The sequence below is a fragment of the Actinokineospora sp. PR83 genome (assembly GCF_021056305.1).
Taxonomy (GTDB): Bacteria; Actinomycetota; Actinomycetes; order Mycobacteriales; family Pseudonocardiaceae; genus Actinokineospora; species Actinokineospora spheciospongiae.
On sequence record NZ_JAJCXD010000068.1, the window covers coordinates 1 to 22,535 of the forward strand.

At 73.7% G+C, this 22,535-nt stretch carries 22 protein-coding genes; 9 read left to right on the top strand and 13 right to left on the bottom strand.

Going from position 1 to position 22,535, the window contains the following annotated elements; genetic code table 11:
• The coding region (locus L6E12_RS22855) for a DNA glycosylase AlkZ-like family protein (protein ID WP_236229978.1) at positions 1 to 370 on the top strand (370 nt) is incomplete at its 5' end.
• Positions 371 to 436: 66 nt separating this feature from the next.
• Here L6E12_RS22855 and L6E12_RS22860 read toward each other — a convergent pair.
• Genes L6E12_RS22860 through L6E12_RS22870 form a run of 3 tightly spaced genes read right to left on the bottom strand, consistent with a single transcriptional unit; the run spans position 437 to position 2,991 of the window.
• Positions 437 to 1,648 (bottom strand): SPFH domain-containing protein, encoded by a 1,212-nt coding sequence (locus L6E12_RS22860; RefSeq protein WP_236229979.1) that lies wholly within the window; start codon positions 1,646 to 1,648, stop codon positions 437 to 439.
• A gap of 38 nt (positions 1,649 to 1,686) precedes the next feature.
• Positions 1,687 to 2,118, bottom strand: coding sequence for an NfeD family protein (locus tag L6E12_RS22865; protein WP_236229980.1), 432 nt, complete (start codon positions 2,116 to 2,118; stop codon positions 1,687 to 1,689).
• Between the two features lie 60 nt (positions 2,119 to 2,178).
• Complete coding sequence (locus L6E12_RS22870; protein WP_236229981.1) at positions 2,179 to 2,991, bottom strand: DUF3097 domain-containing protein; 813 nt, start codon at positions 2,989 to 2,991, stop codon at positions 2,179 to 2,181.
• Between the two features lie 86 nt (positions 2,992 to 3,077).
• Here L6E12_RS22870 and L6E12_RS22875 point away from each other — a divergent pair, with 86 nt between their 5' ends.
• Positions 3,078 to 3,689 carry a flavodoxin family protein gene (locus L6E12_RS22875; protein ID WP_236229982.1) on the top strand — a complete coding sequence of 204 codons (612 nt, stop codon included), beginning with the start codon at positions 3,078 to 3,080 and terminating at the stop codon, positions 3,687 to 3,689.
• On the opposite strand, the gene L6E12_RS22880 is transcribed toward L6E12_RS22875, so the two are convergent.
• Complete coding sequence (locus L6E12_RS22880) at positions 3,661 to 4,863, bottom strand: MFS transporter (protein WP_236229983.1); 1,203 nt, start codon at positions 4,861 to 4,863, stop codon at positions 3,661 to 3,663. The genes L6E12_RS22875 and L6E12_RS22880 overlap by 29 nt on opposite strands.
• Positions 4,853 to 5,611: a DeoR/GlpR family DNA-binding transcription regulator gene (locus L6E12_RS22885; protein ID WP_308075132.1), complete on the bottom strand. Its 759-nt coding sequence runs from the start codon at positions 5,609 to 5,611 to the stop codon at positions 4,853 to 4,855. Before L6E12_RS22885 ends, L6E12_RS22880 begins: the two co-directional genes overlap by 11 nt.
• A 375-nt stretch (positions 5,612 to 5,986) precedes the next feature.
• Here L6E12_RS22885 and L6E12_RS22895 point away from each other — a divergent pair, with 375 nt between their 5' ends.
• From L6E12_RS22895 to L6E12_RS22905, 3 genes are all read left to right on the top strand, one after another.
• A complete protein-coding gene (locus L6E12_RS22895; RefSeq protein WP_236229984.1) occupies positions 5,987 to 6,883 on the top strand; it encodes an arpA protein in 897 nt (298 codons plus the stop codon).
• Between the two features lie 76 nt (positions 6,884 to 6,959).
• Positions 6,960 to 7,787: a class I SAM-dependent methyltransferase gene (locus tag L6E12_RS22900; RefSeq protein ID WP_236229985.1), complete on the top strand. Its 828-nt coding sequence runs from the start codon at positions 6,960 to 6,962 to the stop codon at positions 7,785 to 7,787.
• 115 nt (positions 7,788 to 7,902) lie between these two features.
• Complete coding sequence (locus L6E12_RS22905) at positions 7,903 to 9,717, top strand: choline/carnitine O-acyltransferase (protein WP_236229986.1); 1,815 nt, start codon at positions 7,903 to 7,905, stop codon at positions 9,715 to 9,717.
• A gap of 56 nt (positions 9,718 to 9,773) precedes the next feature.
• Here the strand turns inward: L6E12_RS22905 and L6E12_RS22910 are convergent, their stop codons facing one another.
• Positions 9,774 to 10,334, bottom strand: coding sequence for a TetR/AcrR family transcriptional regulator (locus L6E12_RS22910; protein ID WP_236229987.1), 561 nt, complete (start codon positions 10,332 to 10,334; stop codon positions 9,774 to 9,776).
• A gap of 90 nt (positions 10,335 to 10,424) precedes the next feature.
• Between L6E12_RS22910 and L6E12_RS22915 the strand changes: the two genes are divergently transcribed.
• Both L6E12_RS22915 and L6E12_RS22920 read left to right on the top strand, forming a co-directional pair.
• Positions 10,425 to 11,165 (top strand): SDR family oxidoreductase, encoded by a 741-nt coding sequence (locus tag L6E12_RS22915; protein WP_236229988.1) that lies wholly within the window; start codon positions 10,425 to 10,427, stop codon positions 11,163 to 11,165.
• A gap of 66 nt (positions 11,166 to 11,231) precedes the next feature.
• A complete protein-coding gene (locus tag L6E12_RS22920; RefSeq protein WP_236229989.1) occupies positions 11,232 to 11,768 on the top strand; it encodes a DUF6886 family protein in 537 nt (178 codons plus the stop codon).
• A 38-nt stretch (positions 11,769 to 11,806) separates the two neighbouring features.
• Here L6E12_RS22920 and L6E12_RS22925 read toward each other — a convergent pair whose 3' ends face one another.
• The 5 genes from L6E12_RS22925 to L6E12_RS22945 form a co-directional block, all read right to left on the bottom strand.
• Positions 11,807 to 12,286 carry a hypothetical protein gene (locus L6E12_RS22925; RefSeq protein WP_236229990.1) on the bottom strand — a complete coding sequence of 160 codons (480 nt, stop codon included), beginning with the start codon at positions 12,284 to 12,286 and terminating at the stop codon, positions 11,807 to 11,809.
• A 273-nt stretch (positions 12,287 to 12,559) separates the two neighbouring features.
• Positions 12,560 to 15,763 (bottom strand): NACHT domain-containing NTPase, encoded by a 3,204-nt coding sequence (locus L6E12_RS22930; protein ID WP_236229991.1) that lies wholly within the window; start codon positions 15,761 to 15,763, stop codon positions 12,560 to 12,562.
• Positions 15,764 to 15,845: 82 nt separating this feature from the next.
• The gene (locus tag L6E12_RS22935) at positions 15,846 to 16,772 is read right to left on the bottom strand and encodes an MBL fold metallo-hydrolase (protein ID WP_236229992.1); all 927 of its coding nucleotides are present in this window, start codon (positions 16,770 to 16,772) and stop codon (positions 15,846 to 15,848) included.
• Positions 16,772 to 17,569: an SCO1664 family protein gene (locus L6E12_RS22940; RefSeq protein ID WP_236229993.1), complete on the bottom strand. Its 798-nt coding sequence runs from the start codon at positions 17,567 to 17,569 to the stop codon at positions 16,772 to 16,774. Before L6E12_RS22940 ends, L6E12_RS22935 begins: the two co-directional genes overlap by 1 nt.
• Positions 17,570 to 17,573: 4 nt before the next feature.
• Positions 17,574 to 18,140, bottom strand: a complete 567-nt coding sequence (locus L6E12_RS22945; RefSeq protein WP_236229994.1) for a DUF3090 domain-containing protein — start codon at positions 18,138 to 18,140, stop codon at positions 17,574 to 17,576.
• Between the two features lie 104 nt (positions 18,141 to 18,244).
• Between L6E12_RS22945 and L6E12_RS22950 the strand changes: the two genes are divergently transcribed.
• Entirely contained in the window at positions 18,245 to 20,176 is a 1,932-nt protein-coding gene (locus L6E12_RS22950) for a S9 family peptidase (RefSeq protein WP_236229995.1), read from the top strand.
• Positions 20,173 to 21,090 (top strand): LD-carboxypeptidase, encoded by a 918-nt coding sequence (locus L6E12_RS22955; RefSeq protein ID WP_236229996.1) that lies wholly within the window; start codon positions 20,173 to 20,175, stop codon positions 21,088 to 21,090. The genes L6E12_RS22950 and L6E12_RS22955 overlap by 4 nt, the downstream gene beginning before the upstream one ends.
• Positions 21,091 to 21,182: 92 nt before the next feature.
• Here the strand turns inward: L6E12_RS22955 and L6E12_RS22960 are convergent, their stop codons facing one another.
• Positions 21,183 to 21,602, bottom strand: coding sequence for a hypothetical protein (locus L6E12_RS22960; protein WP_236229997.1), 420 nt, complete (start codon positions 21,600 to 21,602; stop codon positions 21,183 to 21,185).
• A 219-nt stretch (positions 21,603 to 21,821) separates the two neighbouring features.
• Positions 21,822 to 22,451 carry a TetR/AcrR family transcriptional regulator gene (locus L6E12_RS22965; RefSeq protein WP_236229998.1) on the bottom strand — a complete coding sequence of 210 codons (630 nt, stop codon included), beginning with the start codon at positions 22,449 to 22,451 and terminating at the stop codon, positions 21,822 to 21,824.
• Between the last annotated feature and the right edge of the window lie 84 nt (positions 22,452 to 22,535).

Here is a 22,535-nt window from a genome sequence, read left to right on the forward strand (position 1 = left end):
CGACGTGGACGGCGCCCGGATGTGGTTGCCGGAGGCCGACCTGGAGGCCCTGCGCGGTGCCCCGGAGGCGGACGTGGTGCGGTTGCTGCCGCCGCTGGACCCGCTGGTGCAGGCCCGCGACCGGGAGACGCTGGTGCCCGACGCGGCGGAGCGGGCCCGGGTGTGGAAGGTGATCGGCGGCCCCGGGACCGTGCTCGCCGGTGGGGAGGTCGTGGGGACGTGGCGGGCCAGGGCGTCGGGGCGGAAGCTGGTGATCACCGTGGCCGGGTTCGCGCCGCTGCCGGGGTCGGTGCGGCGGGCGGTGGCGGCCGAGGCCGAGGTGGTGGCGGGTGCGCGCGGCGCCGCCGAGGTCCGCGTCGAGCACACCTGATCCCCGGTGGCACGGCGAAGGCCCCCGGGGATCGGTGTGGATCTGGCGGGGGCCTTCGCGGTCGGGTCAGACCTGCGGTGCGGCGGGCGGGTCGATCGCCTGGGGGCGGTCGCGGTCGGTCAGTGCCGCCGGTTGCGGGCGTGCGCCCAGCGTGGGGATGCCCGGGGTGCTCAGCGGGCTGTCGACCTCCTTGCGGGCCACCGCCTCGGCCGCGCGGACCGCTTCGGCGATGCGCGGGTCGGTGGAGGTGTCGAACCAGCCCGCGACCTCCTCCTCGTCCTCGGTGGCCGACGGGCCGGTGGGGGCGTCGGTGGGCGGTTCGTAGCGGAACACCCCGTCGTCGCCCTTGGCGCCGAGCTGGCGGGCGAAGCCCTCCAGGGCCTTGGAGAAGTCGGTGGGGATCATCCACACCTTGTTCGCGTCGCCCTGGGCCATGGTGGGCAGGGTCTGCAGGTACTGGTAGGCCAGCACCTCCGGGGTGGGGCGGGAGGCCTTGATGGCCGCGACGACCTTCTCGATGGCCTTGGACTGGCCCTGGGCTTGCAGGTAGCGGGCGGCGCGCTCGCCCTGGGCCTTGAGGATGCGCGACTGCCGGTCGGCTTCGGCGGCCATGATGGTGGCCTGCTTGGCGCCCTCGGCGGCGAGGATCTGCGACTGCTTCTGCCCCTCGGCGGTCTTGATCGCCGCCTCCCGCTGGCCCTCGGCGGTGAGGATGATCGCGCGCTTCTCCCGGTCGGCGCGCATCTGCTTCTCCATGGAGTCCTGGATCGACGGCGGCGGGTCGATCGCCTTGAGCTCGACCCTGGCGACCCGGATGCCCCAGCGGCCGGTCTCGGAGTCGAGCACCCCGCGCAGCTCCTGGTTGATCTGGTCGCGGGAGGTCAGGGTCTCCTCCAGGCTCATCCCGCCGACGACGTTGCGCAGGGTGGTGGTGGTGAGCTGCTCCACGGCGATGATGTAGTTGGAGATCTCGTAGACCGCCGCCCGGGAGTCGGTGACCTGGAAGTAGACCACCGTGTCGATGGAGACGGTGAGGTTGTCCTGGGTGATCACCGGCTGCGGCGGGAAGGAGACCACCTGTTCGCGCAGGTCGATGCGGGCGCGCACCCGGTCGAAGAAGGGCACCAGGAAGTTCAGGCCCGGCTCGCCGACGTTGCGGAAGCGGCCCAGGCGCTCGATCACCGCCGACTGGGCCTGCGGGATCACCAGCACCGACTTGATCACGATCGTGAGCACGAACACCACCACGACGATGGCGATGATGAGAGTCGGCGTCACCAGAACCTCCTACCTGCTTGTTTTCCACACCGGCGGGCTCACAGCCCGTCGGCCCACACCACCGCGGTGGCGCCTGAGATCTGCATGACGGTCACCGACGTGCCGGGTTCGAGGACCTGGGTCTCGTCGAGGGTGCGCGCGGTCCACTCCTGCCCGCCCAGGCGGACCCGCCCGCCGGTGCCGTCGACGGTGGCGAGCACGGTGGCCCGCTGCCCGACGAGGGCGGCGACGTTGTCCTTGACCTGTTCGCCGGGGTGCAGCCTGCGCTTGAGCGCCGGGCGGGCCGCGGTGATCAGCCCGATCGACACCGCGGCGAACACCCCGGCGCTGAGCAGGGTCACCCCGAACAGGGCCTCGGCCCCGGCCCCGGCCAGCGCGGCGACCCCCAGCATGAGCAGCACCAGGTCCCCGGAGACGACCTCGGCGACGATGAGCACGATCCCCGCGATGAGCCACAGCAGCGCCGCCATGACCCCATCATCCTCCATCCGGGGGCCGGGGGTGGGGGAAACGGCAGTCGGGCGGTCGGATCACGCAGTCGGTTCGGTCACGAAGTCGATCAGCCGCTCCACCGCGCCCACCAGCGGCGGCTCCAGGTCCCGGAACCCGGTCACCGCCGCGCGCACCCGCCGCCACCCCTCCGCCGGGTCACCCCAGCCCAGGGCGGCGCACACCCCCTCTTTCCACGGCACCCCGCGCGGCACGTCCGGCCACGCCGCGATGCCCACCGCCGCGGGTTTCACCGCCTGCCAGATGTCGACGTAGGGGTGCCCGGTGACCATGACCTGCTCGTCGCGCAGCGCCTCGACGATGCGCGACTCCTTGCTGCCTGCCACCAGGTGGTCCACCAGCACCCCCAACCGGCGGCCGGGGCCGGTGCCGAAGTCGGCGACCCGCTCGGCGAGGTGGTCGATGCCGTCGAGGGGCTGCACCACCACCCCTTCCACCCGCAGGTCGTGGCCCCAGACCCGTTCGACCAGTTCCGCGTCGTGCACGCCCTCGACCCAGATGCGGCTCTCGCGGGCGGTGCGGGCGCGCAGCCCGTGGACGCGCACCGACCCCGACGCCGACCGCGCCGGTGCCGCCGGGGCGGCGGGGGTGGGGGGTTTGACGAGGGTGACCGGGCGGCCGTCGACGAGGAACCCGGCGGGGGTCAGCGGGAACACCCGGTGGCGGCCGTGGCGGTCCTCCAGCACGACGTCGCCGCGTTCGAAGCGCACCACCGCCCCGCAGAACCCGGAGGCGGGGTCCTCGGCGACGGTGCCGACCTCGGCGAGGACCTCGGGGATCTGCTTGGGCGGGCGGCCGGTGGTGATATCGCGGCCGTAGTTCTGCGAGCGCACCCCGCCACGCTAGCCGGCGCCGCGCCCGCCCGCCGACCCGCCACGCCGGGCGTTTCCCCGCCGGGTGGGCGGGTAGCCGCACGGCCATGAGCACACCGCTGAGCGCACTGGCCCTCGTCTGCACCCTGACCCCGTCGCCGCAGGACTCCAGCAGCGACCTCATCGCCCGCCAGGTCCTCGACGCCCTCGCCGGGCACGGGGTCAGCGGTGAGGTGGTGCGAGTGGTCGACCACGACGTCAAGCCCGGGGTGCTCGTCGACATGGGCGCCGGTGACGCGTGGCCGGGGATCCGGGAGAAGCTGCTCGCCGCGGACGTGCTGGTGATCGCGACCCCGGTGTGGGTGGGGCACCCCAGCAGCGTCGCGCAGCGGGTCCTCGAACGCCTCGACGGGGAGCTGTCGGAGTCCGACGACGAGGGCAGGCTGCTGACCTACGGCAAGGTGGCGGTGGTGTGCGTGGTCGGCAACGAGGACGGGGCGCACAAGGTCAGCGCCGACCTGTTCCAGGCCCTCAACGACGTGGGGTTCACCATCCCCGCCGGGGGCGCCACCTACTGGAACGGTGAGGCCATGCAGGGCACCGACTACAAGGACCTGGAGCAGACCCCGGAGGCGGTGGCCTCCACCACCGCCACCCTCGCGGCGAACACCGCGCACCTGGCGCGGCTGCTCAAGGCTGCGCAGTACCCGCCGTCGTAGTCCCGGGTGCCTCGGCGCCGGGTGCCGGTCGCAGCACCCGGGCGCCGACCGCGCCCACCACGCACAGGACCACCGGCAGGGCGAACGCGGTGTTCAGCGCAACCCAGTGGGTCAGCCCGCCGATCACCGCGGGTCCGGCCAGCAGGCCCAGGTAGCCCAGGCCCACCACCCTGGCCAGCAGTGCCCCCGACGAGCGGGGGTCGAGGTTGCCCGCCGCGGTGAACAGCTGCGGCACGCACCCGGACAGGCCCACCCCGAACACCGCCCACCCGGCGATCGCCGGGACCGCCCACGGCGACAGCGCCGCCCCCGCCAGCCCGACCGCGGCCAGGGCGGCCCCGTAGCGCACCACCCGCACCGCCCCGAACCGGGCGGCGACGGCGTCGGCGGTGAACCGGCCGACCGTCATCGCCACCGAGAACGCCCCGTAGGCCAGGGCCGCGACCCCCGGCGGGGTGTCGAGCACGTCGCGCAGGTGCACCGCCGCCCAGTCGTAGGCCACCCCTTCGGAGAGCATCAGCGCGAACGCCAGCACGCCCAGCAGCCACACCAGCCGCCGCGGGGCCCGCGTGGTGGCGCCGGTGTCCGCGGCGGTCTCGGCGGCGGGGCGGCCGGGCAGCAGGAACCGGGCCGAGACCGCCGCGGTCAGCAACCCGGCGGCGCCCACGCACCCCAGGGTCAGCTCGGTGGGCACCCGGCCCAGCACCAGTGCCCCCATGCCCGCCGCTGCCGCGCCGCCGATGGAGAACACCGCGTGGAACGCCGACATCACCGGCCGGCCGTAGGCGCGTTCGACCTGCACGGCGTGGGCGTTCATCGCCACGTCCAACGCCCCGTTGCCCAGGCCGAAGGCCACCAGGGCCGCCCCCAGCGTCCACGGGCCTCCTGCCAGGCCGGGGCCCAGGACCGCCACGCACAGCAGCGCCGCCGCCGCGGGCACCACCACCCGGTGCCCGAACCGGTCGGCCAGGGGCCCGGTGACCTGCATCCCGGCGAACGCGGCGCCGCCGAAGACCAGCAGCAGCGCGCCCAGGGTGCTGTGGCTGATGCCGGTGTCGTGCTCGACGACCGGGATGTGCACCACCCACGAGCCGAGCACGAACCCGTTGAGGCCGAAGAACCCCCAGGTCGCCGCGCGCGCGGCGCGCGGGAGGGTGGGTGTGTCAGCAGACATGGATCGTCACTCCCATTCCGGCCAGTTCGGCCCGGTCCGCGGCCGGTGCGGTGTCGTCGGTGACGAGCACGTCGACCCGGTCGGCCGGGCAGATGCGCGCCATGGCGGTGTGGCCCCACTTGCCGCCGTCGACCGCGGCCAGGACCCGGCCCGCCGCGGCCATGGCCTCCTGCTTGACCTGGGCGTCGTCGAGGTCGACCGCGGTCAGGCCGGTGGCGGTGTCGAACCCGCAGGGGCTGATCACCGCCACGTCGAAGCGCACCGCGCGCAGCGAGGCCACCGCCAGCGGGCCGGTCAGCGCCCACTCCCCGCGGCGGGGTTCACCGCCGCACATCAGCACCCGCGCCTGCGGGTCGTCGAGGAGTTCGCGCGCGGCGTGCAGCGACAGCGGCATCACCGTCACCGGGCGCCCGCGCAGCGCCTTGGCCACCTGCACCGCGGTGGTGCCCGAGTCGAGCACCACGACCTCGGCGTCGCGCACCATCGCCGCCACCGCCGCGGCGATGCGCCGCTTGGCCTCGGCGCCCGCGGTGGCCCGGGTGGCGAAGGGCTGCTCCACCGACCCGGGGGTGGCCGCGACCGCGCCGCCGTGCACCCGGCGCAGCACCCCGGTCGCGGCGAGCGCGTCGAGGTCGCGGCGCACCGTCATCTCCGAGGCGCCCGTCTCCGCGGCCACCGCGGCCACCTCGACCCGTTGTCCCTGTCGCAGCCGGGCCACGATCACCCGCCTGCGTTCGTCTCCACGCACCACCCCATCTTCGCACACCAGTCGTGTGCGAACTCCCATGATCGATGTGCGGTATGGCACGGGTGTCCACAGTGGTGACACCGCCGCGCCGGGTGTAGCACCCCCGCCGGTCACCGCCGAGGAATTTCGCGCACCATTGTCACAACCGGTGTCGACACACTTCGGATAAGGCCACCATTCGGCGGTATGACCGGCCCCGGAGTTCGGCAGAATGCCGCCGACTCCCCCCGTGACCACGGCTTTCGTGTGTCGTGTCACAAAGTCGATCACATTAATGGAAACCGGTGAGACGGCTGTGCTAAACCCGGTTCCAGCGCCGAGTCGGACAATGGGGCGGACACGGCAACCACCCGCGCGCGGGGAAGGACGGGGTCGATGGGCGTATCGGCGGGCCAGTCGGGGGAACGCACGCGCAGCCAGGCGCGGGTCGTCGAGGAGGTGGTCGACACCGACCGCTACCCGCTGGATGACCCCGGCGGGCCCACCCTCACCGGCGTCGTCGACCGCGCCCGCCGCGAACTGCGCGAACAGGGCTGCACCGTGCTCGCCGACTTCATCCGCCCCGCCCTGCAGGACGCCCTGCGCGCCGAGGGGGCGGCCGTCGCCCCGCAGGCGCACTACGAACCCGAGACGGTCAACGCCTACAACATCGCCCTCGACACCGACCTGCCGCCCGGGCACCCCGGGCGGGTCACCATGGTCCGCGGCAACGCCTTCGTCGCCCGCGACCTGCTGCCCGCAGGCGCCATCATCGAGCGGCTCTACACCAACGAGCTGTTCCAGCGCTTCGTCGCCGACTGCTTCGAGCTGCCGGAGCTGCACGAACTGGCCGACCCGCTCTCGGGGCTGTGCCTCAACGTCATCCCCCCGGGCATGGCCCACCCCTGGCACTTCGACACCAACGAGTTCACCGTCAGCATGCTCACCCAGGCATCCGACGGGGGCGGGCAGTTCCACTACTGCCCCGGCATCCGCACCGAGACCGACGAGAACCTCGCCGACGTCGCCGCCGTGCTCGCCGGGAACTCCGACCTGGTGCGGCACCTGACCCTGCGCCCCGGGGACCTGCAGCTTTTCAAGGGCCGCTTCGCCCTGCACCGGGTCGACACCGTCACCGGCACCACCGCCCGGCACTCGGCGATCTTCGCCTACAGCCTGCGCCCCGGCGTCATCGGCAGCGTCGAGCGCACCCGGCAGCTCTTCGGCCGGGTCCTGCCCGAGCACCTCGCCGCCGCCGGTCGCGCCGTGCGCGGCGACACCCTCCTCGACTGACCCGCCCCGCACCCCGACCACACCCCGGCGGCGGGCCGCCGCCCGCCCGCACCCCGGCTAGGAGAGACGAGCACCCGTGGACCTCGACGCCACCGGCAAGACCTCGTTCGACCACATCTACACCGAGCCCGACCCGCGCGCCTACTTCTCGGCCCTGCGCGGCCTGGACTACCAGATCCCCGAGCTGGCCAAGCCCTACTTCGCCAAGCTCATCCAGGAGTACCGCCAGACCCAGGGCGTGGCAGTGCCCCAGGTCCTCGACATCGGCTGCTCCTACGGCATCAACGCCGCCCTGCTGCGCTGCGACGCCACCATGGACGAGCTCTACACCCACTACACCGACCCGGCCGTCACCGCGCTCGACCGCGACGGGCTCCTCGCCGTGGACCGGGCCATGGTCCGCTCCCGCGATCAGCTCGACGGCGTGCGCTTCGTCGGGTTCGACGCCTCCGCCCCGGCCCTGGCCTACGCCCACGCCGCCGGGTACCTGGAGGACACCGTGCACGCCGACCTGGAGGCGGGCGACCCCACTCCCGAGCAGCGGGCCCGGCTCTCGGGCACCGACCTGGTCATCTCCACCGGGTGCGTCGGCTACGTCACCGAGGCCACCCTGACCCGCGTGGCCGCCGCCCAGGACGGGCCGCTGCCGTGGATGGCGCACTTCGTGCTGCGGATGTTCCCCTACACCCGCGTCGCCGACGCCCTCTCCGACCTCGGCTACGACACCGTGCACGTCGAGGGCGCCTTCAAGCAGCGGCGCTTCGCCTCCGCCGAGGAGCAGGCCCAGGTCCTCGACACCATCGCCGAGGCCGGGGTGGACCCCACCGGCCTGGAGTCCGAGGGCTGGCTCTACGCCGAGCTGCACCTGTCGCGACCGCGCGGCGCGACCCCGCCGCGGGCCTGACCCGACCACAGCGGGTCTTGTCACGCCGCGCCAGTTGCGCAGCGCTCATTGCGGGGTCGCGCCCGCACAGTTGATGATGAACGCGTCGATCCCCGCGTGAAGAAGAAGGACGCCAGTGAACAGCAGCCAGCAGTGGTCCACCCGCACGTTCGGCAACGAGGACCGGCTGCCCCGGGTACCGCTGCCCACGCTGGAGGACACCTGCGCGCGGTTCCTGACGTGGTGCTCGCCGCTGCTCACGCCCGAGCAACTGGCCACCACCGAGGCCGCCGTCACCGACTACCTGGCCGCCGACAGCCCGGCCAGGGTCCTGCACGCCGACCTGGAGCGGTTCAACGACGCCCCCGGCACCCGCTCCTGGCTCGACGTGTTCTGGCCCTCGCGGTACCTGGGGCGCCGCGACCGCATCGCGCTCAACGCGAACTTCTTCTTCCTCTTCCGCGACACCGACTCCGACCAGTTCCAGCGGGCCGCCGGGCTGATCACCGCCGCGGTGGACTTCAAGCTCCTGCTCGACCGCGAGGAGATCCCGCCGGTCATCCAGCGCGGGCAGGCGCTGTCGATGGAGCAGAACAAGTTCCTGTTCTCCGAGACCCGCATCCCCGGCGTCGAGCAGGACACCGTCCGCGTCCCCTACACCGACGAGTGGCCCGGCCCGTCGGCCGCCCGGCACGTGGTGGTGTTCAACCGGGGCAGCATGTTCCGGATGGACGTCATCGGCCCCGACGGCGCCCCCTACTCGTTGTCCGACCTCGAAGGCGGGCTGCGGGCGGTGGTCAAGGCGGGCGCCGACGGCACCGCCCCCGACCGCACCGTCGGTTCCCTGACCACCCAGGCCCGCGCCGAGTGGGCGCAGACCCGGGGTCGGCTGATCGCCCTCGACCCGGCCAACGCCGCCGCGATCGACACCATCGAGACCGCCCTGTTCTGCGTCAACCTGGAGTCCTTCGCCCCCGCCGACACCCAGGCCGCGTGTGACCAGCTCCTGCACGGCGACAGCGGCAACCGCTACTTCGACAAGGCCGTGTCGATCATCGTCTTCGCCGACGGGCGGGCCGGGATCAACGTCGAGCACTGCGGCCTCGACGGCACCACCATCCTCAGCTTCGTCGACGCCATGCTCAACGAGACCGCCGAGGCCCACGCCGAGCGCGCCGGGGCCCGCCCGCAGGGCCTGCCGCCGGTCGAGCAGATCGAGTTCGTCCTCGACGAGGCCCTGCGCGCCGACATCGCCGCCGCCCGGCGCGCGTTCGCCGAGTACGCCGCCGCCACCGCCACCCGCACCGTGTCGTTCACCGACTTCGGCACCGCCAGGGCCAAGGCGCTGAAGATGTCGCCCGACGCGTTCGCCCAGCTCGCCTACCAGCTCGCGCACAAGCGGTCCAAGGGCATCACCGGCGCCACCTACGAGTCCATCGCCACCCGCCAGTACCAGAACGGGCGCACCGAGGCGATGCGCGTGGTCACCCCCGAGGTCCTCGCCTTCGTCGAGGCCATGCAGGACCCGGCGGTGCCCGCGGCGGACAAGCGGGCCGCGTTCCGCACCGCCGCCGAAGCCCACGTCGCCCGCGCCAAGGAGTGCCAGAACGGCCAGGCCCCCGAGCAGCACCTGTGGGAGCTGCAGTTGATCCAGAAGCGCCGCGGCGCCGAACTCGGCGCCACCGCCCCCCTGGCCCTCTACGACACCCCGGGCTGGACGGTCATGCGCGACGACTACCTGTCCACCAGCTCCGCCCCGTCGGTCAACATCCAGTACTTCGGGTTCGGCTCCACCAGCCCCACCTGCATCGGCGTGGCCTACGTGCTGCTGCCCGACCGGTTCAACCTGTACCTGTCGACCCCCGCCGCGGTCGCCGAGGAGATGAACGCCTTCGTCACCGAACTGCGCGGGGCCGTCACCGAACTGCAGGACCTGCTCGCCTCGGAGTGAGCGGGCACGCGTGAGCGGTCGGGGTGGTCGGTGACGGCCACCCCGACCGCGCGGGCTCAGCGGCGGCGCAGACCGTCGAGGATGACCGCGACCAGTGCCCGGGCCCGGGTGTCCCACCCGGCCTCGGGCACCCGCGACAGCGCGCCGAGCAGCAGGATGACGTCGGCGGCGGTCACGTCGTCGCGCAGCTCACCGGCGGCCGCGCCCCGCTCGAGCAGGGCCGCGAGCGCCTCGTCGAGCCTGCCGTGGTTGCCCGCGTGCAGGTCCTGCCAGGCCGACGCCTCGATCGCCGCGACGACCCCGCGCTTGACCCTGGCGTAGTCGACCAGCCGCTGCAACCACCGGGCCAGCGCTTCCGCGGGTGGGTGTTCGGCCAGCAGCGCGGGCACGGCGTCGACCAACTCGCCCAGCTCCAGCCGGTAGACCTCGGCCAGCAGGTGCTCCCGGGTCGGGAAGTGCCGGTAGAGCGTGCCCTGCCCGACCCCGGCGGCCTTGGCGATCAGGTGCAGCCTCAGGTCCGCGGCCGTCCCCGGGGAATCGCCCAGCACCGCGCGCGCCTCGGCGACGATGCGATCACGGTTGGCGACCGCGTCCGAGCGGTGCGCACGAGCGGACACCCTCACCCCTCCCCTCGATAAATGGACAAGTGTCCGGTTGATGTGACACGGTAACCGGACACTTGTCAGTCTAGAGCGGGAGGCACATCGATGGACGGGGTCAACGGCAAGGTCGTCGCGATCACCGGGGCCAGCAGCGGCATCGGGGAGGCGACCGCGGTGCACCTCGCCGGGCGCGGCGCGGCCGTGGTGCTCGGCGCGCGGCGCACCGACCGGCTCACCGCGCTGGCCGGGCGCATCCGCGACGCGGGCGGCCGGGCGGAGGTGGTGCCCACCGACGTCACCCGGCGGGAGGACCTGCGGCGGCTGGTCGACACGGCCGTCGAGCGGTTCGGCCGCCTCGACGTCCTCGTGGGCAACGCCGGGATCGCCAGGACCGCCCCGGTGGCCGACCTCGACGTCGAGGGCTGGGACGCGATGATCGACATCAACGTGCGCGGCGTGCTGCACGGGATCGCCGCCGCGCTGCCGGTGTTCCGCGAGCAGGGCCGCGGGCACCTGGTGACCATCGTGTCGACCTCCGGTCTGAAGATCACCCCGACCCAGGCGGTCTACGCGGGCACCAAGAACGCGGTCCGCACGCTGCTGGAGGCGCTGCGCCAGGAGTCCACCGACGGGGTCCTGCGCACGACGTCGATCTCGCCCGGCTTCGTCAAGACCGGGCTCGCCGACCACATCGACGACCCCACGACCCGCGAGCAGATCCGGCAGCGGATGCGCACCCTCGGCCTGGAGCCCGACGCCGTGGCGCGAGCGGTGGCCTTCGCCGTCGAACAACCCGACGACGTCGAGATCGGCGACATCACCCTGCGCCCCACCCGCCAGGACTGATCCGGCCCCGGTGCGGGCCGGGGGAACCGATTGCCCGTCCGGTACCGCCTACGGCAAGGTCGGTCCATGCGACCGGAACCGGGGCAACTGCTGCACTTCTCCGAGGACCCGACGATCACCCGCTTCGCCCCGCACCGCGCCGCCACGGCGGCCGAACCCGACGCGTACGTGTGGGCCGTCGACGCCGCCAGGGCCCCGGACTACTGGTTCCCCCGCGACTGCCCGCGCGCCATGGCCTGGGCCACCCCCGCCACCACCGCCGCCGACCGCGACACCGTCCTGGGCCCCGGCGGCGGGCACCGGGTGCACGCGGTCGAGTACGCCTGGCTCGACGCGCTGCGCACCACCCGCCTCTACGCCTACCGCTTCCCCACCGCCGACTTCCGCCCGCACGGCACCCCCGTGCCGCACGCGCACGTCGCCACCCGCCCGGTCATCCCGCTGGGACCACCCGAACCCGTCGGCGACCTGCTCGCCGTGCACGCCGAGGCCGGGATCCAACTGCGGGTGCTGGACAACCTGTGGGCGTTCTGGGACGCGGTCACCACCCTCACCGTCGGGTTCAGCGGCATCCGCCTGCGCAACGCCCGCCCCCGCCCCTGACCCCCGGCCCGGGCCCCCCGCCCGGGCCGGGGTGCCCCTCACCAGGTGCCGGTGCGGCCCACCAGGTCGGTCGGGGTCTGCACGACCCGGACCGCGCCCACCATGCGCACCTGCGCCGAGGTCGAGGTGCGGAACCCGTGCGTCCACGCCGACAGGCTGCCCGCCACCGGCGAGGTGACCCCGCAGGTGGCCCAGGTGGCGCCGCTGTCACCGGTGACCTCCAGCCACACCTGGTCGGTGGCGCGCAGCGGGGTGCTGGAGCTGATCTTCACCCACGCGTGCTGCTGGGCGGCGGCGTTGTTGCCCGAGCGCAGCTCCACCGAGATCGTGCGCCCGTCGGCGGTGGTGACCGAGGCGGTGGCGCGGGTGGCCTTGGCGGTGTACGGGTCCGGGTCACCACCGTCGACCGGGCACACCGACGCCGCCGCGGTGACGGGCGCGGCGGTGGCGGGCGCGACCAGGAACGGGGTGCCGAGCAGGGTCGCGGCGGCCGCCGCGACCACGAGGGATGTGCGCATGGTGGTTCCTCCCCAGGAACAGACCGCCGGGCGGTCCGGACATCGGTTGATCAACACCACTCAACCCGACCGCCGCCCCCCGGCGCACCCGCGACCCGGGACCTGCACGCGAAAAGCACAACTCCCACACAGATCCGACCCAGGGCGCCGGTTCCCACGGTCAGAACCACGACGTCCTCGGCGGGCGGCCCGACCGCCGAGGAGGCAGGCGGCTGGTGCACCGGTCAGCACGACCGCGCCCCCGTGCACCGCGGCCGACCACCCGCACCCGGCTCAGGAGCGGCGGCGGCTGCTGGCCTTGCGCAGGTGCTCGTGGAAACCGTCCACCACCGGGCCCGGTTCCAGCGCCCCGTCCGCCCACTCGGTGATCGCGACCCAGTGCTCCTCGGCCTGCGCCCACCGCCCCGCCCGACCGCAGGCCTTGGCCAGCTCCACCCGGATGGTCATCGTGGTGGGGTGCCCGGGGCGCAGCCTGGTGCACGCCTCCTGGTGCAGCTCGGCCAGGGACACCAGCCGTTCCGGTGCCGGGGCGAAGGTGCAGATCACGTTGGCCTTGGCCTGGAGCTGGATTCCCCGGAGCCGTTCGACGCGGGGATCCTCCGCGGGCAGACCGGCCTCCGCCATGGTCGCGTGGTGCAGCCGGGACAGTTGGTCACCCTCCTCGTGCAGGTCGACACCCCGCAGGTGCGCGGCCCGCACGTAGGGGTCCGACGGGGCGGCGTCGTGCGGACGGGCGGCCAGAACGGCGTCCACGTGCCTGATCGCCTTGTCCCCGGTGAGCAGGTCGGCCAGGCGCAGTCGGGTCCGCACCGTCAGCAGGTGCGCCTCGCCGAACGTGGCGAGCACCTCGGGAAAGATCTCGGTGAGTCGCCCGCGCAGGCTCGCCGGTCTGCCGTCGCGGTCCGTCAACTGGGCGAGCGCGGCACGGGCGACCAACGCGGCCTCGGCGTCCCCGTCCCGCCGGGCCCGGTCCCGCAACGCCTCCAGCAGCGGCCGGGCCTCGGCGTCCTCGCCCTCGTCGATCAGGTCGTACGCCCGGATGAGCTCCTCCGCGTAGGGATCGCCCACCACCACGTAGTCCCAGTCCTCCCGGCGTGGTGCGGGTGCGGGAGGCGCGGGGGTGCGGGAGAGGCGGTCGGCCAACTCGGCGTGGCGGAAGTGGTACCTGCCACCCTGCACCCGCAGCACCTGACGTGCGCGGGCGTCCTCCAGGAAACCCAGCGCCGACCACGGCAGGCGCCGCCGGATCGCCAGTGCCAGGGCGGCCACCAGCCACCAGCTCCACGACCGGGTGGTCAGCTCGCGGAGCACCGCGTACACCACCAGCAGCCCGGCCGACGTCCGCCCGACGGCCGGGTGCACCACAAACGGCGCGGCCAACAGCGGGGCGGCGAGCAGCACCGTGGCCGCCACCCGCATCAGGGACGCGAGCACGTCGTCGCGCAGCAGCACCGAGGGTCGCTCGGCGCCGCGGGCCTGCCAGGTGTCGGCGGGCCCGGGGCCCTCGTCGTCGGTGAGGTCGTCGGCGATCAGCCAGGCGACGCCCGCCACCGCGACGGCCGCGCAGAGCAGCGCAACCCGCCCCGGCCCGGCGCCGAAGGCCAGGGCGAGCACGGTGCCCGCCACCGCACCCCCGGCCGCGGCCAGCACCCACCGCCGCCACGGCGGCGGGGTGAGGCGCAGGCGGCTCGGTGCGGTCGGGCTCAGCCGCGACCACACCAGCGGCGGCTCACCGAAGAGCACCGAGTACAGGCCGGTGCCCGCTCCGGCGAGGGCGCCGACCTGCACGGCGGTCCACGTGGCCAGCCAGAACAGCGCACTGGAGTCCTCGCCCGCGGTGAGCAGCACGCTCGCCACCGCTACACCGGCCGCCGCGGTCAGCGCGCCCACGGCGGCGGCGACCACCACGCCGAAGCCGATGTCCCGGAGAGCGGTCGGCCAGGGCCGCCCGATCCCCCGGACCGACCAGCCCGTGCGCCGCCACCAGCCGCTCTCGCGCGCACCGAGCAGCGCACCGCTCAGGCAGCCCGCTGCGATCGACCCGACCGCCGACCCGACGGCCACCGCGGTCTCCGCCGCGCTCGGCTGTTGCTCGCCGCTGATCGTCCGGACGGCGTCGTCGAACATGGACTGGGCGATGAGCAGCGGCTGCCTGAGGAATTCCCAGGTGTCGTCCACCGACAGCCCCGTGGGCAGCACCCCGAGGAACAGCCAGGCCGCTCCAGCGGCAATCAGGGTGCCGGTGAGCGCGGGCAGGAATCCGAAGCAGACGGCGAACCGCCAGCGGGGCACGAGCCGGTACAGCCGCCACCAGGCGATCCCGTCCCGCCCGGTGTGCGTGGCGAGGAACTCCAGCCAGCCCGCGGCCTGCTCGGCCGTCCACTTCGACCGCTCCCCGGGGTGGGAGTAGGCGGCGGGCACCACACCGTCGAGCAACCGGCCCGTGACCGACCCGGCGTCCACCAGCTCGGCCGGATCGCTGCCCGGGTCCTGGAAGACCTTGGCCGCCAGGGTGACCATCAGCGGGCTGCTCAGCGCCTCGGCGACCGGGCTGCCCGGGGTGCGCAGCGCGCGGCGCACCGGCGACCAGCGCTCGGCGTCGGCCTCGGTGCGGAACACCCGGTCGAGCCACCCCTGCACCTGCCCGGTGTCCAGCGGGAGCAAGGTGATGACCGCCGCGTCCAGCAGGCCGTGGTCGGGATACGCTTCCGGGCGGCTGGTGAGGATGATCGCCTGGTCGCTCCACACCGCGGATCCCAGCACGTCCAGCAGCCCGCGCCTGCGTTCGGGGTCGACCTCGTCGAGGCCGTCGAGCAGCAGCACGAACCGCCCGGTGTGCACGAATTCGTCGTCGAGTTCGGGGAACTCCCCGGCGAACTGCCCGCTGGTCCACCGCTCGAAGTCCAGGTCCCTCGGCCAGGTGCTCAGGTCCAGCAGCAGCGGCACGGGGCCACCTGCCTCCAGGGCGCCCTGGGCGTAGGTGAGCAGCCAGTCGGTCTTGCCGGTACCGGCGGCCCCGCACACCACCAGGCGCCGGGACGGGACGGCCTCGAACGTGCGGACGTAGTCCTCGCCCCTCAGGTACCCCGTGGCGTCGGTGGCCAGCCGGGTGGGCGTGGCGGACTGCCACACCTGCGGCAGCCGGGGCAGCCCGGGGAACAGGCGGCTGTCGCGGACCCGGCGGGCGATGGCGCGGTGCACCCGGCCGCGCACGACCGCCACCGTCGCGCCCAGGCGATCCTGCTCGCCGAGGGCGTGTTCCTCCTCGGCGGCCTTGCGGCGGGGCAGTTCGTACAGCGCGGCCAGCAGCGCGGTGAGCACCCACAGGCCGAGCACCGCCCAGTGCGCGTGGGATTTGAGCAGGTGGAACGGCGCGGGCACGGACTCGCTGGTCCACACGTTCACGGCGACCGCCAGCAGCGTCGCCATCCCGGCCGTGATCAGCGACGGGATCAGCAGCCTGGACAGCATCCGCACCACCCCATTGCACCGCAGGCGACAGCGGTGGTCCACGGTGTTCAGCACATCGGCGGTACGGACCCCGTGCTCCCGCACAGGTCTAGGGCAGGGTGCGGGTCTCCCCCACGGCCAGGTCCCACAGGTCCTCGGTGGGCAACCCGGCCGCCGACCACGCCGCCCGCACCCGCCCCAGTGGTTCGTGCACCGGTTCCCCGGTCAGCACGAACGTGCCCCAGTGCATCGAGGCCAGCCGCCGGGCACCCAGCTCGGTGGTGGCGCGCACGGCCTCCTCGGGGTCCATGTGCACCGGGGACATGAACCAGCGCGGGTCGTAGGCGCCGATCGGCATCATCGCCACGTCGATGCCCGGGTACCGGCGGCCGATCTCGGTGAACCAGTGCCCGTGGCCGCTGTCCCCGGCGTGGAACACCCGGTGCCCGTCGCCGGTGATCACCCAGCCGCCCCACAGGGACTTGCAGGTGTCGGTGAGGCCGCGGCGCGACCAGTGGTGGGTGGGGGTGAAGTCGAAGGTCAGGCCCGCGACCCGCACCGACTCCCACCAGTCCAGTTCGTGCACGTCGGTGAACCCGCGGCGGGTGAACCAGCGCCCCGACCCGCCCGGCACCAGCACCGGCGTCGAGCGGGGCAGGCGGCGCAGGGTGGGGGCGTCCTGGTGGTCGTAGTGGTTGTGGCTGATCACCACCGCGTCCACCGGCGGCAGTTCCTCCCAGGCGATCCCGGGTGGGGTGATCCGGCGCGGGGTGCCGGGGATGCGGTCGGACCACACCGGGTCGGCCAGCACGCACGCCCCGCCCACCCGGATGACGTAGGTGGCGTGTCCCACCCAGGTCAGCGACACCCCCGCCGGGTCGGCCGGGGGCAGCCCGGTGCGCACCACCGGGATGCGGTCGGCGTGCTCGGTGGACCCGCGGAACCCGCCCTCGCGCAGGATGCGCAGCATCTGCACGGGGCCGGGCAGCGGGGAGGTCAGCCGGTCGCGGAACGACGTCGGCCACTGCCGGGGCATCAGAACGCGGGCCAGGGGATCGGGTACGGGCTGGTGTCCGGCGAGGGGAACACCGGTGCCGACAGCAGCCGCGACACCCGCGAGCGCAGGGCCCTGACCTCCGCGCGGGTGATGTGCTCGCCGAGGGTGTCGGCCAGCGGGCCGCCCAGCGCCGAGCGCAGCCGAGCCAGGGCGTCGACGACCTCGTCGGGCATCGGTTCCTCCGCCCACCCCCACAGCACCGTGCGCAGCTTGTGCTCGGTGTGCAGGCAGATGCCGTGGTCGACGCCGTAGACGCCGCCGTCGGTGCCCAGCAGCACGTGACCGCCCTTGCGGTCGGCGTTGTTGATCACCACGTCGAGGGCGGCGAGGCGGGCGATGGCCGGGGAGTCCGAGTGCGCCAGCACCGCGGGCTCCCCGTCGCTGTCGTGCGCCCGCAGGATCGCCTTCCACCCCGGGCGCAGCCGCGCCGGGGACACCACGTCGACCAGGCCCGGGGCCTCGTCGTCGGTGTCGATCCACAGCTGCACCATGCCCGGGCCGAACGGGCCGTCGCGCAGCACCGTGGGCGGGATGCCGCCCAGGCCGGAGGCCTCGGCGACGAGGTAGGCGCCCACCTCCCGCCCGGCCAGGGTGCCGTCGGGGAAGTCCCACAGCGGGCGCTCGCCGCGCACCGGCTTGTACACGCACTTGGCGGCCACCCCGTCGGCCTCGATGGCGCAGAACAGGGTGGCGTTGGAGGCGTCGACGAGCCTGCCCTCGACGTCGAGGGCGCCGCGGCGCAGGAAGTCCCCGACGTCGGGGTCGGTGGGGCGCACGGCCCTAGTCCTCTTCGGTGCGGCGGTACCCGTTCTGCCGGGGGCAGACGTGGCCGTTGGGGTCCAGCGGCTCCGCGCACAGCGGGCACGGCTTGCGCCCGGCGTTGACCACCCGGTCGGCGCGGTCGGCGAACGCCCGCGCCTCCCCCGGCGACAGGAACACCCGCACCGCGTCCGGGCCCTCCTCGGTGTCGTCGAGCACCACCGACTCGTCGACCTCGGCGTCGGTGGCGGCCAGCAACTCGATGACCACCGCCTTGGACTCGGCGTCCCAGCCCAGGCCCATGGTGCCGACGCGGAACTCCTCCTCGACCGGCACGGTCAGCGGCTCGGCGTCGACGAGCTCACCGGGCACGCCGTCGGGGACCTCCGCGCCGAAGCGGCGGTGGACCTCCTCCAGCAGTGAGCCGATGCGCTCGGCGAGCACCGCGACCTGCTGCTTCTCGATGGTCACGCTCACTATGCGCACGCTCTCGACCGCCTGCAGGTAGAAGACGCGGTCGCCGGGTTCCCCGACGGTGCCTGCTACGAAGCGGTCGGGCTGGCGGAAGACGTGGATGACACGGGCCATGGCACCTCCGAACTTAGTGCACGCCGCCGAACCGAGCAGATCGTGCCTTTCCCGTTTGGTCAACCGTATCGGTCGCCGCTTCGGCACTGGGTATGGTCCCTCCTGTGGTGGAGATCGCGTCATACGGGACCTGGGTTTCGCCGATCGGCGAAGCCGACGTCGCCAGGCCGGGCAGCAGCCCGGCCTGGGTGCGGCGGGTCGGGGACACGGTGTGGTGGACCCTGGCCAAGCCCGACGAGGGCGGCCGGTCCACCCTGGTGCGCTGCGGCGCCGACGGCCCCGAGGAGCTGCTGCCCGCCCCGTGGAACGCCCGCAACCGGGTGCACGAGTACGGCGGCACCCCGTACGCGGTCCTCGACGGGCGGGTGGCGTTCACCGAGTGGTCGGACCAGCGGGTCTACCTGCTCGACCCCGGCGGTGAGCCGGTGGCGCTGACCGCCGAGCCCGACCGGCCCCAGGGGCAGCGCTTCGCCGACCTGGGCGTCGGCGCCGGGGGCGCGGAGGTGTGGGCGGTGCGCGAGACCGCCACCGGGGACCACCCGACCGACGTGCGCCGCGACCTGGTCGCCATCCCCCTCGACGGGTCCGGGGTGCGGGTGCTCGGCGCCAGCCACCACTTCATGACCGCCCCCAAGCCCAGCCCCGACGGCCGCTTCGCCGCCTGGCTGGGCTGGGACCACCCGGCGATGCCGTGGGACGGCACCGAGCTGTGCGTGGCGCACCTGCTGCCCGACGGCACCCTCGGCCCGCACCGGGTGGTGGCCGGTGGGCCTCGCGAGGCGGTGTGCCAGGTCGAGTGGGAGGGCTCCGACGCGCTGCTGGCGCTGACCGACCCGGACGGGTGGTGGAACCTGCACCGCATCACCCTCGACGGCACCTCCACGAACCTGGCGGCCGGGCCGTACGAGATCGGCGGCCCGATGTGGGTGCTGGGCCGCCGCTGGTTCGCCGTCCTGGGCCGCGGCCGGTTCGCCGTGGTCCGCGGCGGGCGGCTGGCCGTGCTCGACGAGCGCTCCGGCACGGTCACCGACGTCGACACCGACGTGGCCCTGTGGTCGGACATCGGCGCCGACACCGACGGGGTCGTCACCGCCGTGGGCTCCGGGCCCGACGCGGCCACCACGGTGGTGCGCCTGGACCTGTCCACCGGGGAGCTGGCCCACCTGGGCGACCCCGGCCCGGCGCTGCCCGACGCGGCGTACCTGCCGGTGCCGGTGCGGCGGACCTTCACCGCCGAGGACGGCCGCGGCATCCCCGCCACGGTGTACCCGCCCACCAACCCCGACTTCGCCGCCCCCGAGGGGGAGCTGCCCCCGTACCTGGTCTACGTCCACGGCGGGCCCACCGGGTCGGCCGGGTCGGGCCTGAACCTGGGGTTCGCCTACTTCACCAGCCGCGGCATCGGCGTCGTGGCGGTCGACTACGGCGGCTCCACCGGCTACGGCCGCGCCTACCGGGAGGTCCTCAACGGGCAGTGGGGGGTGCTCGACGTGGCCGACTGCGCCACCGTCGCCGCCGCGCTGGCCGCCGAGGGCAGCGCCGACCCGGCCCGACTGGGCATCCGCGGCGGCTCCGCCGGTGGGTGGACGGCGGCGGCGTCGCTGACCGGGGTCGACACCTACGCCTGCGGGACCGTGCAGTTCCCCATCCTCGACCTGTCCGGGTGGACCGCCGGGGGCGGCGAGGTGCACGACTTCGAGGCCCGCTACACCGAGGGCCTGGTCGGCTCGCCCACCGAGCACGCCGAGCGCTACACCGAGCGGTCCCCGGCCAACCGGGTGCAGCGGCTGGCCGGGCCGGTGCTGCTGATGCAGGGGCTGGAGGACAGGATCTGCCCACCGGAGCAGGCCGACCGCTTCGCCGCCGCCCTCGCCGGGTCCGGCATCCCGCACGCCTACCTGCGCTTCGCCGGTGAGCAGCACGGGTTCCGCAGGGCGGAGACCATCGAGGCCGCCCACGCCGCAGAGCTGTCGTTCTACGGGCAGGTCTTCGGGTTCACCCCGCCCGGGGTGCCGGTGCTGGAGCTGAGCCGATGAGCCGCACCCGACCCGCGCACCTGCGCCCCGGCGACACCGTCGCCGTCGTGGCCCCCGCGGGCCCGGTGCCCGAGGACCTGCTGGCCCGCGGGGTGGGCGTGCTGGAGTCGTGGGGGCTGACCGTCCGCGTCGGCGACCACGTCCTCGACCGCCACCCGCACCTGCCCTACCTGGCCGGGCGCGACGCCGACCGGGCCGCGGACTTCCGCGACGCCTGGTGCGACCCGGACGTGGCGGCGGTGTTCTGCTGCCGCGGCGGCTACGGCACCCACCGCATGGTCGACCTGCTGGACTGGCCCGCCCTGGCCGAGGCCGGGCCGAAGGTCCTCGCCGGGTCCAGCGACATCACCGCCCTGCACACCGCGGTCGGCCAGGCCCTGGACCTGGTCACCCTGTTCTCCCCGATGATCGCCACCAACGCCTTCGACGACGACGCGCAGAAGCACCTGCACGCCACCCTGTTCGACCCGGAGTCGACCACGACCCTCATCGGCCCGGCCACCACCTCCTCCGGGCACGGCACCGCCAAGGGGGTCCTCCTCGGCGGCACGCTGACCCTGCTGGCCGCCGAGGTCGGCACCCTCGACGCGGTCCCCCCGGCCGACGGGACGATCCTGGTGCTCGAGGACGTCAACGAGGAGCCCTACCGCGTCGACGAGCAGCTCACCCACCTGCTGCGCGCCGGGTGGTTCACCGGGGTCAGCGGCATCGCCCTGGGGTCCTGGACCGGGTGCGGGCCGCTGGAGGAGGTCAAGGCGGTGGTGTCGGACCTGCTGGCGTCGCTGGGGGTGCCGATGCTGTGGGAACTGGGCTTCGGGCACTGCCCCGGGCAGCTCACCGTCCCCCTCGGCGCCGAGGCGGTCCTCGACGCCGACGACGCCACCCTGACCCTCACCGAACCCGCCCTGTCCTGAACGCCGGGGTGCTCCACCGACGGTGAACACCGCTCCCGCGCGTCCGGGCCGGGCCCTGTCGCGGGTGATGTCGAACGGGCGCGGACTCCGGTTCAGCAGCCCTGCCTGGTGCAGGTGACACCGTCCAGGAAACTGCCGTCGACGTCCCACAGGGCCACGTGGACATAGGTGAAACCACCTGGAAAATCACAGGTCATGCCGAAATCGAACGGACGGGTCGTGTCCACCGACGCCGTTCGCGTTTCCAGTGGCGACAGGCAGGAAGCGGACTCGCCACGGAAACGAGCCTGCTTTCCCGTGGAACGCGCCTTGACCGAGCCCGTGATGTTGACGTTCCGGTTGTACCAGGTGATGGAACCGGTGAGAACGCTCGCGCCATACTCCAGGTAGAACGGCGTAACCGGATAAGCGTCCGATGTACTCGCCTGACCGACCCCGGGAGCTGCGAACATCCCCATCACCGTGAGCATTGCCGCGATCAGGGCGGCCGTGAAAGATCTCCTTTTTCTCATGTCGGCAAGATAGCATCGAGAGTGCAAAAACAGTAGAATGAATGCCCAATCGGAGTACTGCCATGACGGCTGATCCTTGCTGCATTCGAGACCGTCCCACCTGGAACTCCGATTATTCTGAGGAGTTCCGAAGCAGGCTTTCAGGTGTGTGCATGCCGAACCCTCCACACCGACACAGCGAGGTCCTCGCCGACGCGTGTCATGCGGGCTGAGTCCCGGTCAGCGGGGGCGGAAGAGGTGCCCCAGGCCCAGCGGGACCGGGGGCGGCAGCTCTTCGGCGTGCTCGGCGCGGCAGGATTGCAGGAACCACGCCACCAGCCGCCGCGACGCCGCCAGCGCCGCCTCCGGGCTGTCGGTGACCAGCCCGCTGTTGGCCATCAGCAGCATGGTCAGGTCGTCGATGCCGAAGTCCGCCCGCAACCGGCCCGCCTGCTGCGCCCGGCGGGTCAGCGCCATGAAGTCGGACAGGGCGCGGGTGCGGTGGGTGGCGAAGTCCAACGCGTCGGGGAAGGCGGTCATCAGCGCGGAGGTCAGCCCGCGGTCGAGGGCCTGCATCGCGCACACCCGCTCCAGCACGGCGGTGAACCCACGCCACGGGTCCGGGTCGGCCAACCCCTCCTCGACCAGCACCGCGCAGTGTGCCATCCGCTCGGCGAACGCCGCCGCGACCAGCGACTCCTTGGTGGGGAACCGGCGGTAGAGGGTGGCCACGCCGACCCCGGCGCGGCGGGCGATGGCGGCCATGGGCACATCGATCCCGCGTTCGGCGAAGGTGTCGCGGGCCACCCGCACGATCCGGTCGCGGTTGTCGCGGGCGTCGGCGCGCAGGCGAGAGTCCGGGGAGGCCACGACTCTCACTTTAGGCACAAGTGGAACACCTCTTCCACTTGCACCGCTGGACTGGGCAGCAGCACACCCACCCCCAGGAAGGCC

Bases quoted from the DNA above. Each gene is read 5' to 3' on its own strand.
- L6E12_RS22865 (WP_236229980.1), bottom strand. From the start codon at position 2,118: ATGGCGGCGCTGCTGTGGCTCATCGCGGGGATCGTGCTCATCGTCGCC.
- L6E12_RS22875 (WP_236229982.1), top strand. From the start codon at position 3,078: ATGAGCACACCGCTGAGCGCACTGGCCCTCGTCTGCACCCTGACCCCG.
- L6E12_RS22880 (WP_236229983.1), bottom strand. From the start codon at position 4,863: ATGTCTGCTGACACACCCACCCTCCCGCGCGCCGCGCGCGCGGCGACC.
- L6E12_RS22895 (WP_236229984.1), top strand. From the start codon at position 5,987: ATGGGCGTATCGGCGGGCCAGTCGGGGGAACGCACGCGCAGCCAGGCG.
- L6E12_RS22915 (WP_236229988.1), top strand. From the start codon at position 10,425: ATGGACGGGGTCAACGGCAAGGTCGTCGCGATCACCGGGGCCAGCAGC.
- L6E12_RS22920 (WP_236229989.1), top strand. From the start codon at position 11,232: ATGCGACCGGAACCGGGGCAACTGCTGCACTTCTCCGAGGACCCGACG.
- L6E12_RS22925 (WP_236229990.1), bottom strand. From the start codon at position 12,286: ATGCGCACATCCCTCGTGGTCGCGGCGGCCGCCGCGACCCTGCTCGGC.
- L6E12_RS22935 (WP_236229992.1), bottom strand. From the start codon at position 16,772: ATGCCCCGGCAGTGGCCGACGTCGTTCCGCGACCGGCTGACCTCCCCG.
- L6E12_RS22945 (WP_236229994.1), bottom strand. From the start codon at position 18,140: ATGGCCCGTGTCATCCACGTCTTCCGCCAGCCCGACCGCTTCGTAGCA.
- L6E12_RS22955 (WP_236229996.1), top strand. From the start codon at position 20,173: ATGAGCCGCACCCGACCCGCGCACCTGCGCCCCGGCGACACCGTCGCC.
- L6E12_RS22960 (WP_236229997.1), bottom strand. From the start codon at position 21,602: ATGAGAAAAAGGAGATCTTTCACGGCCGCCCTGATCGCGGCAATGCTC.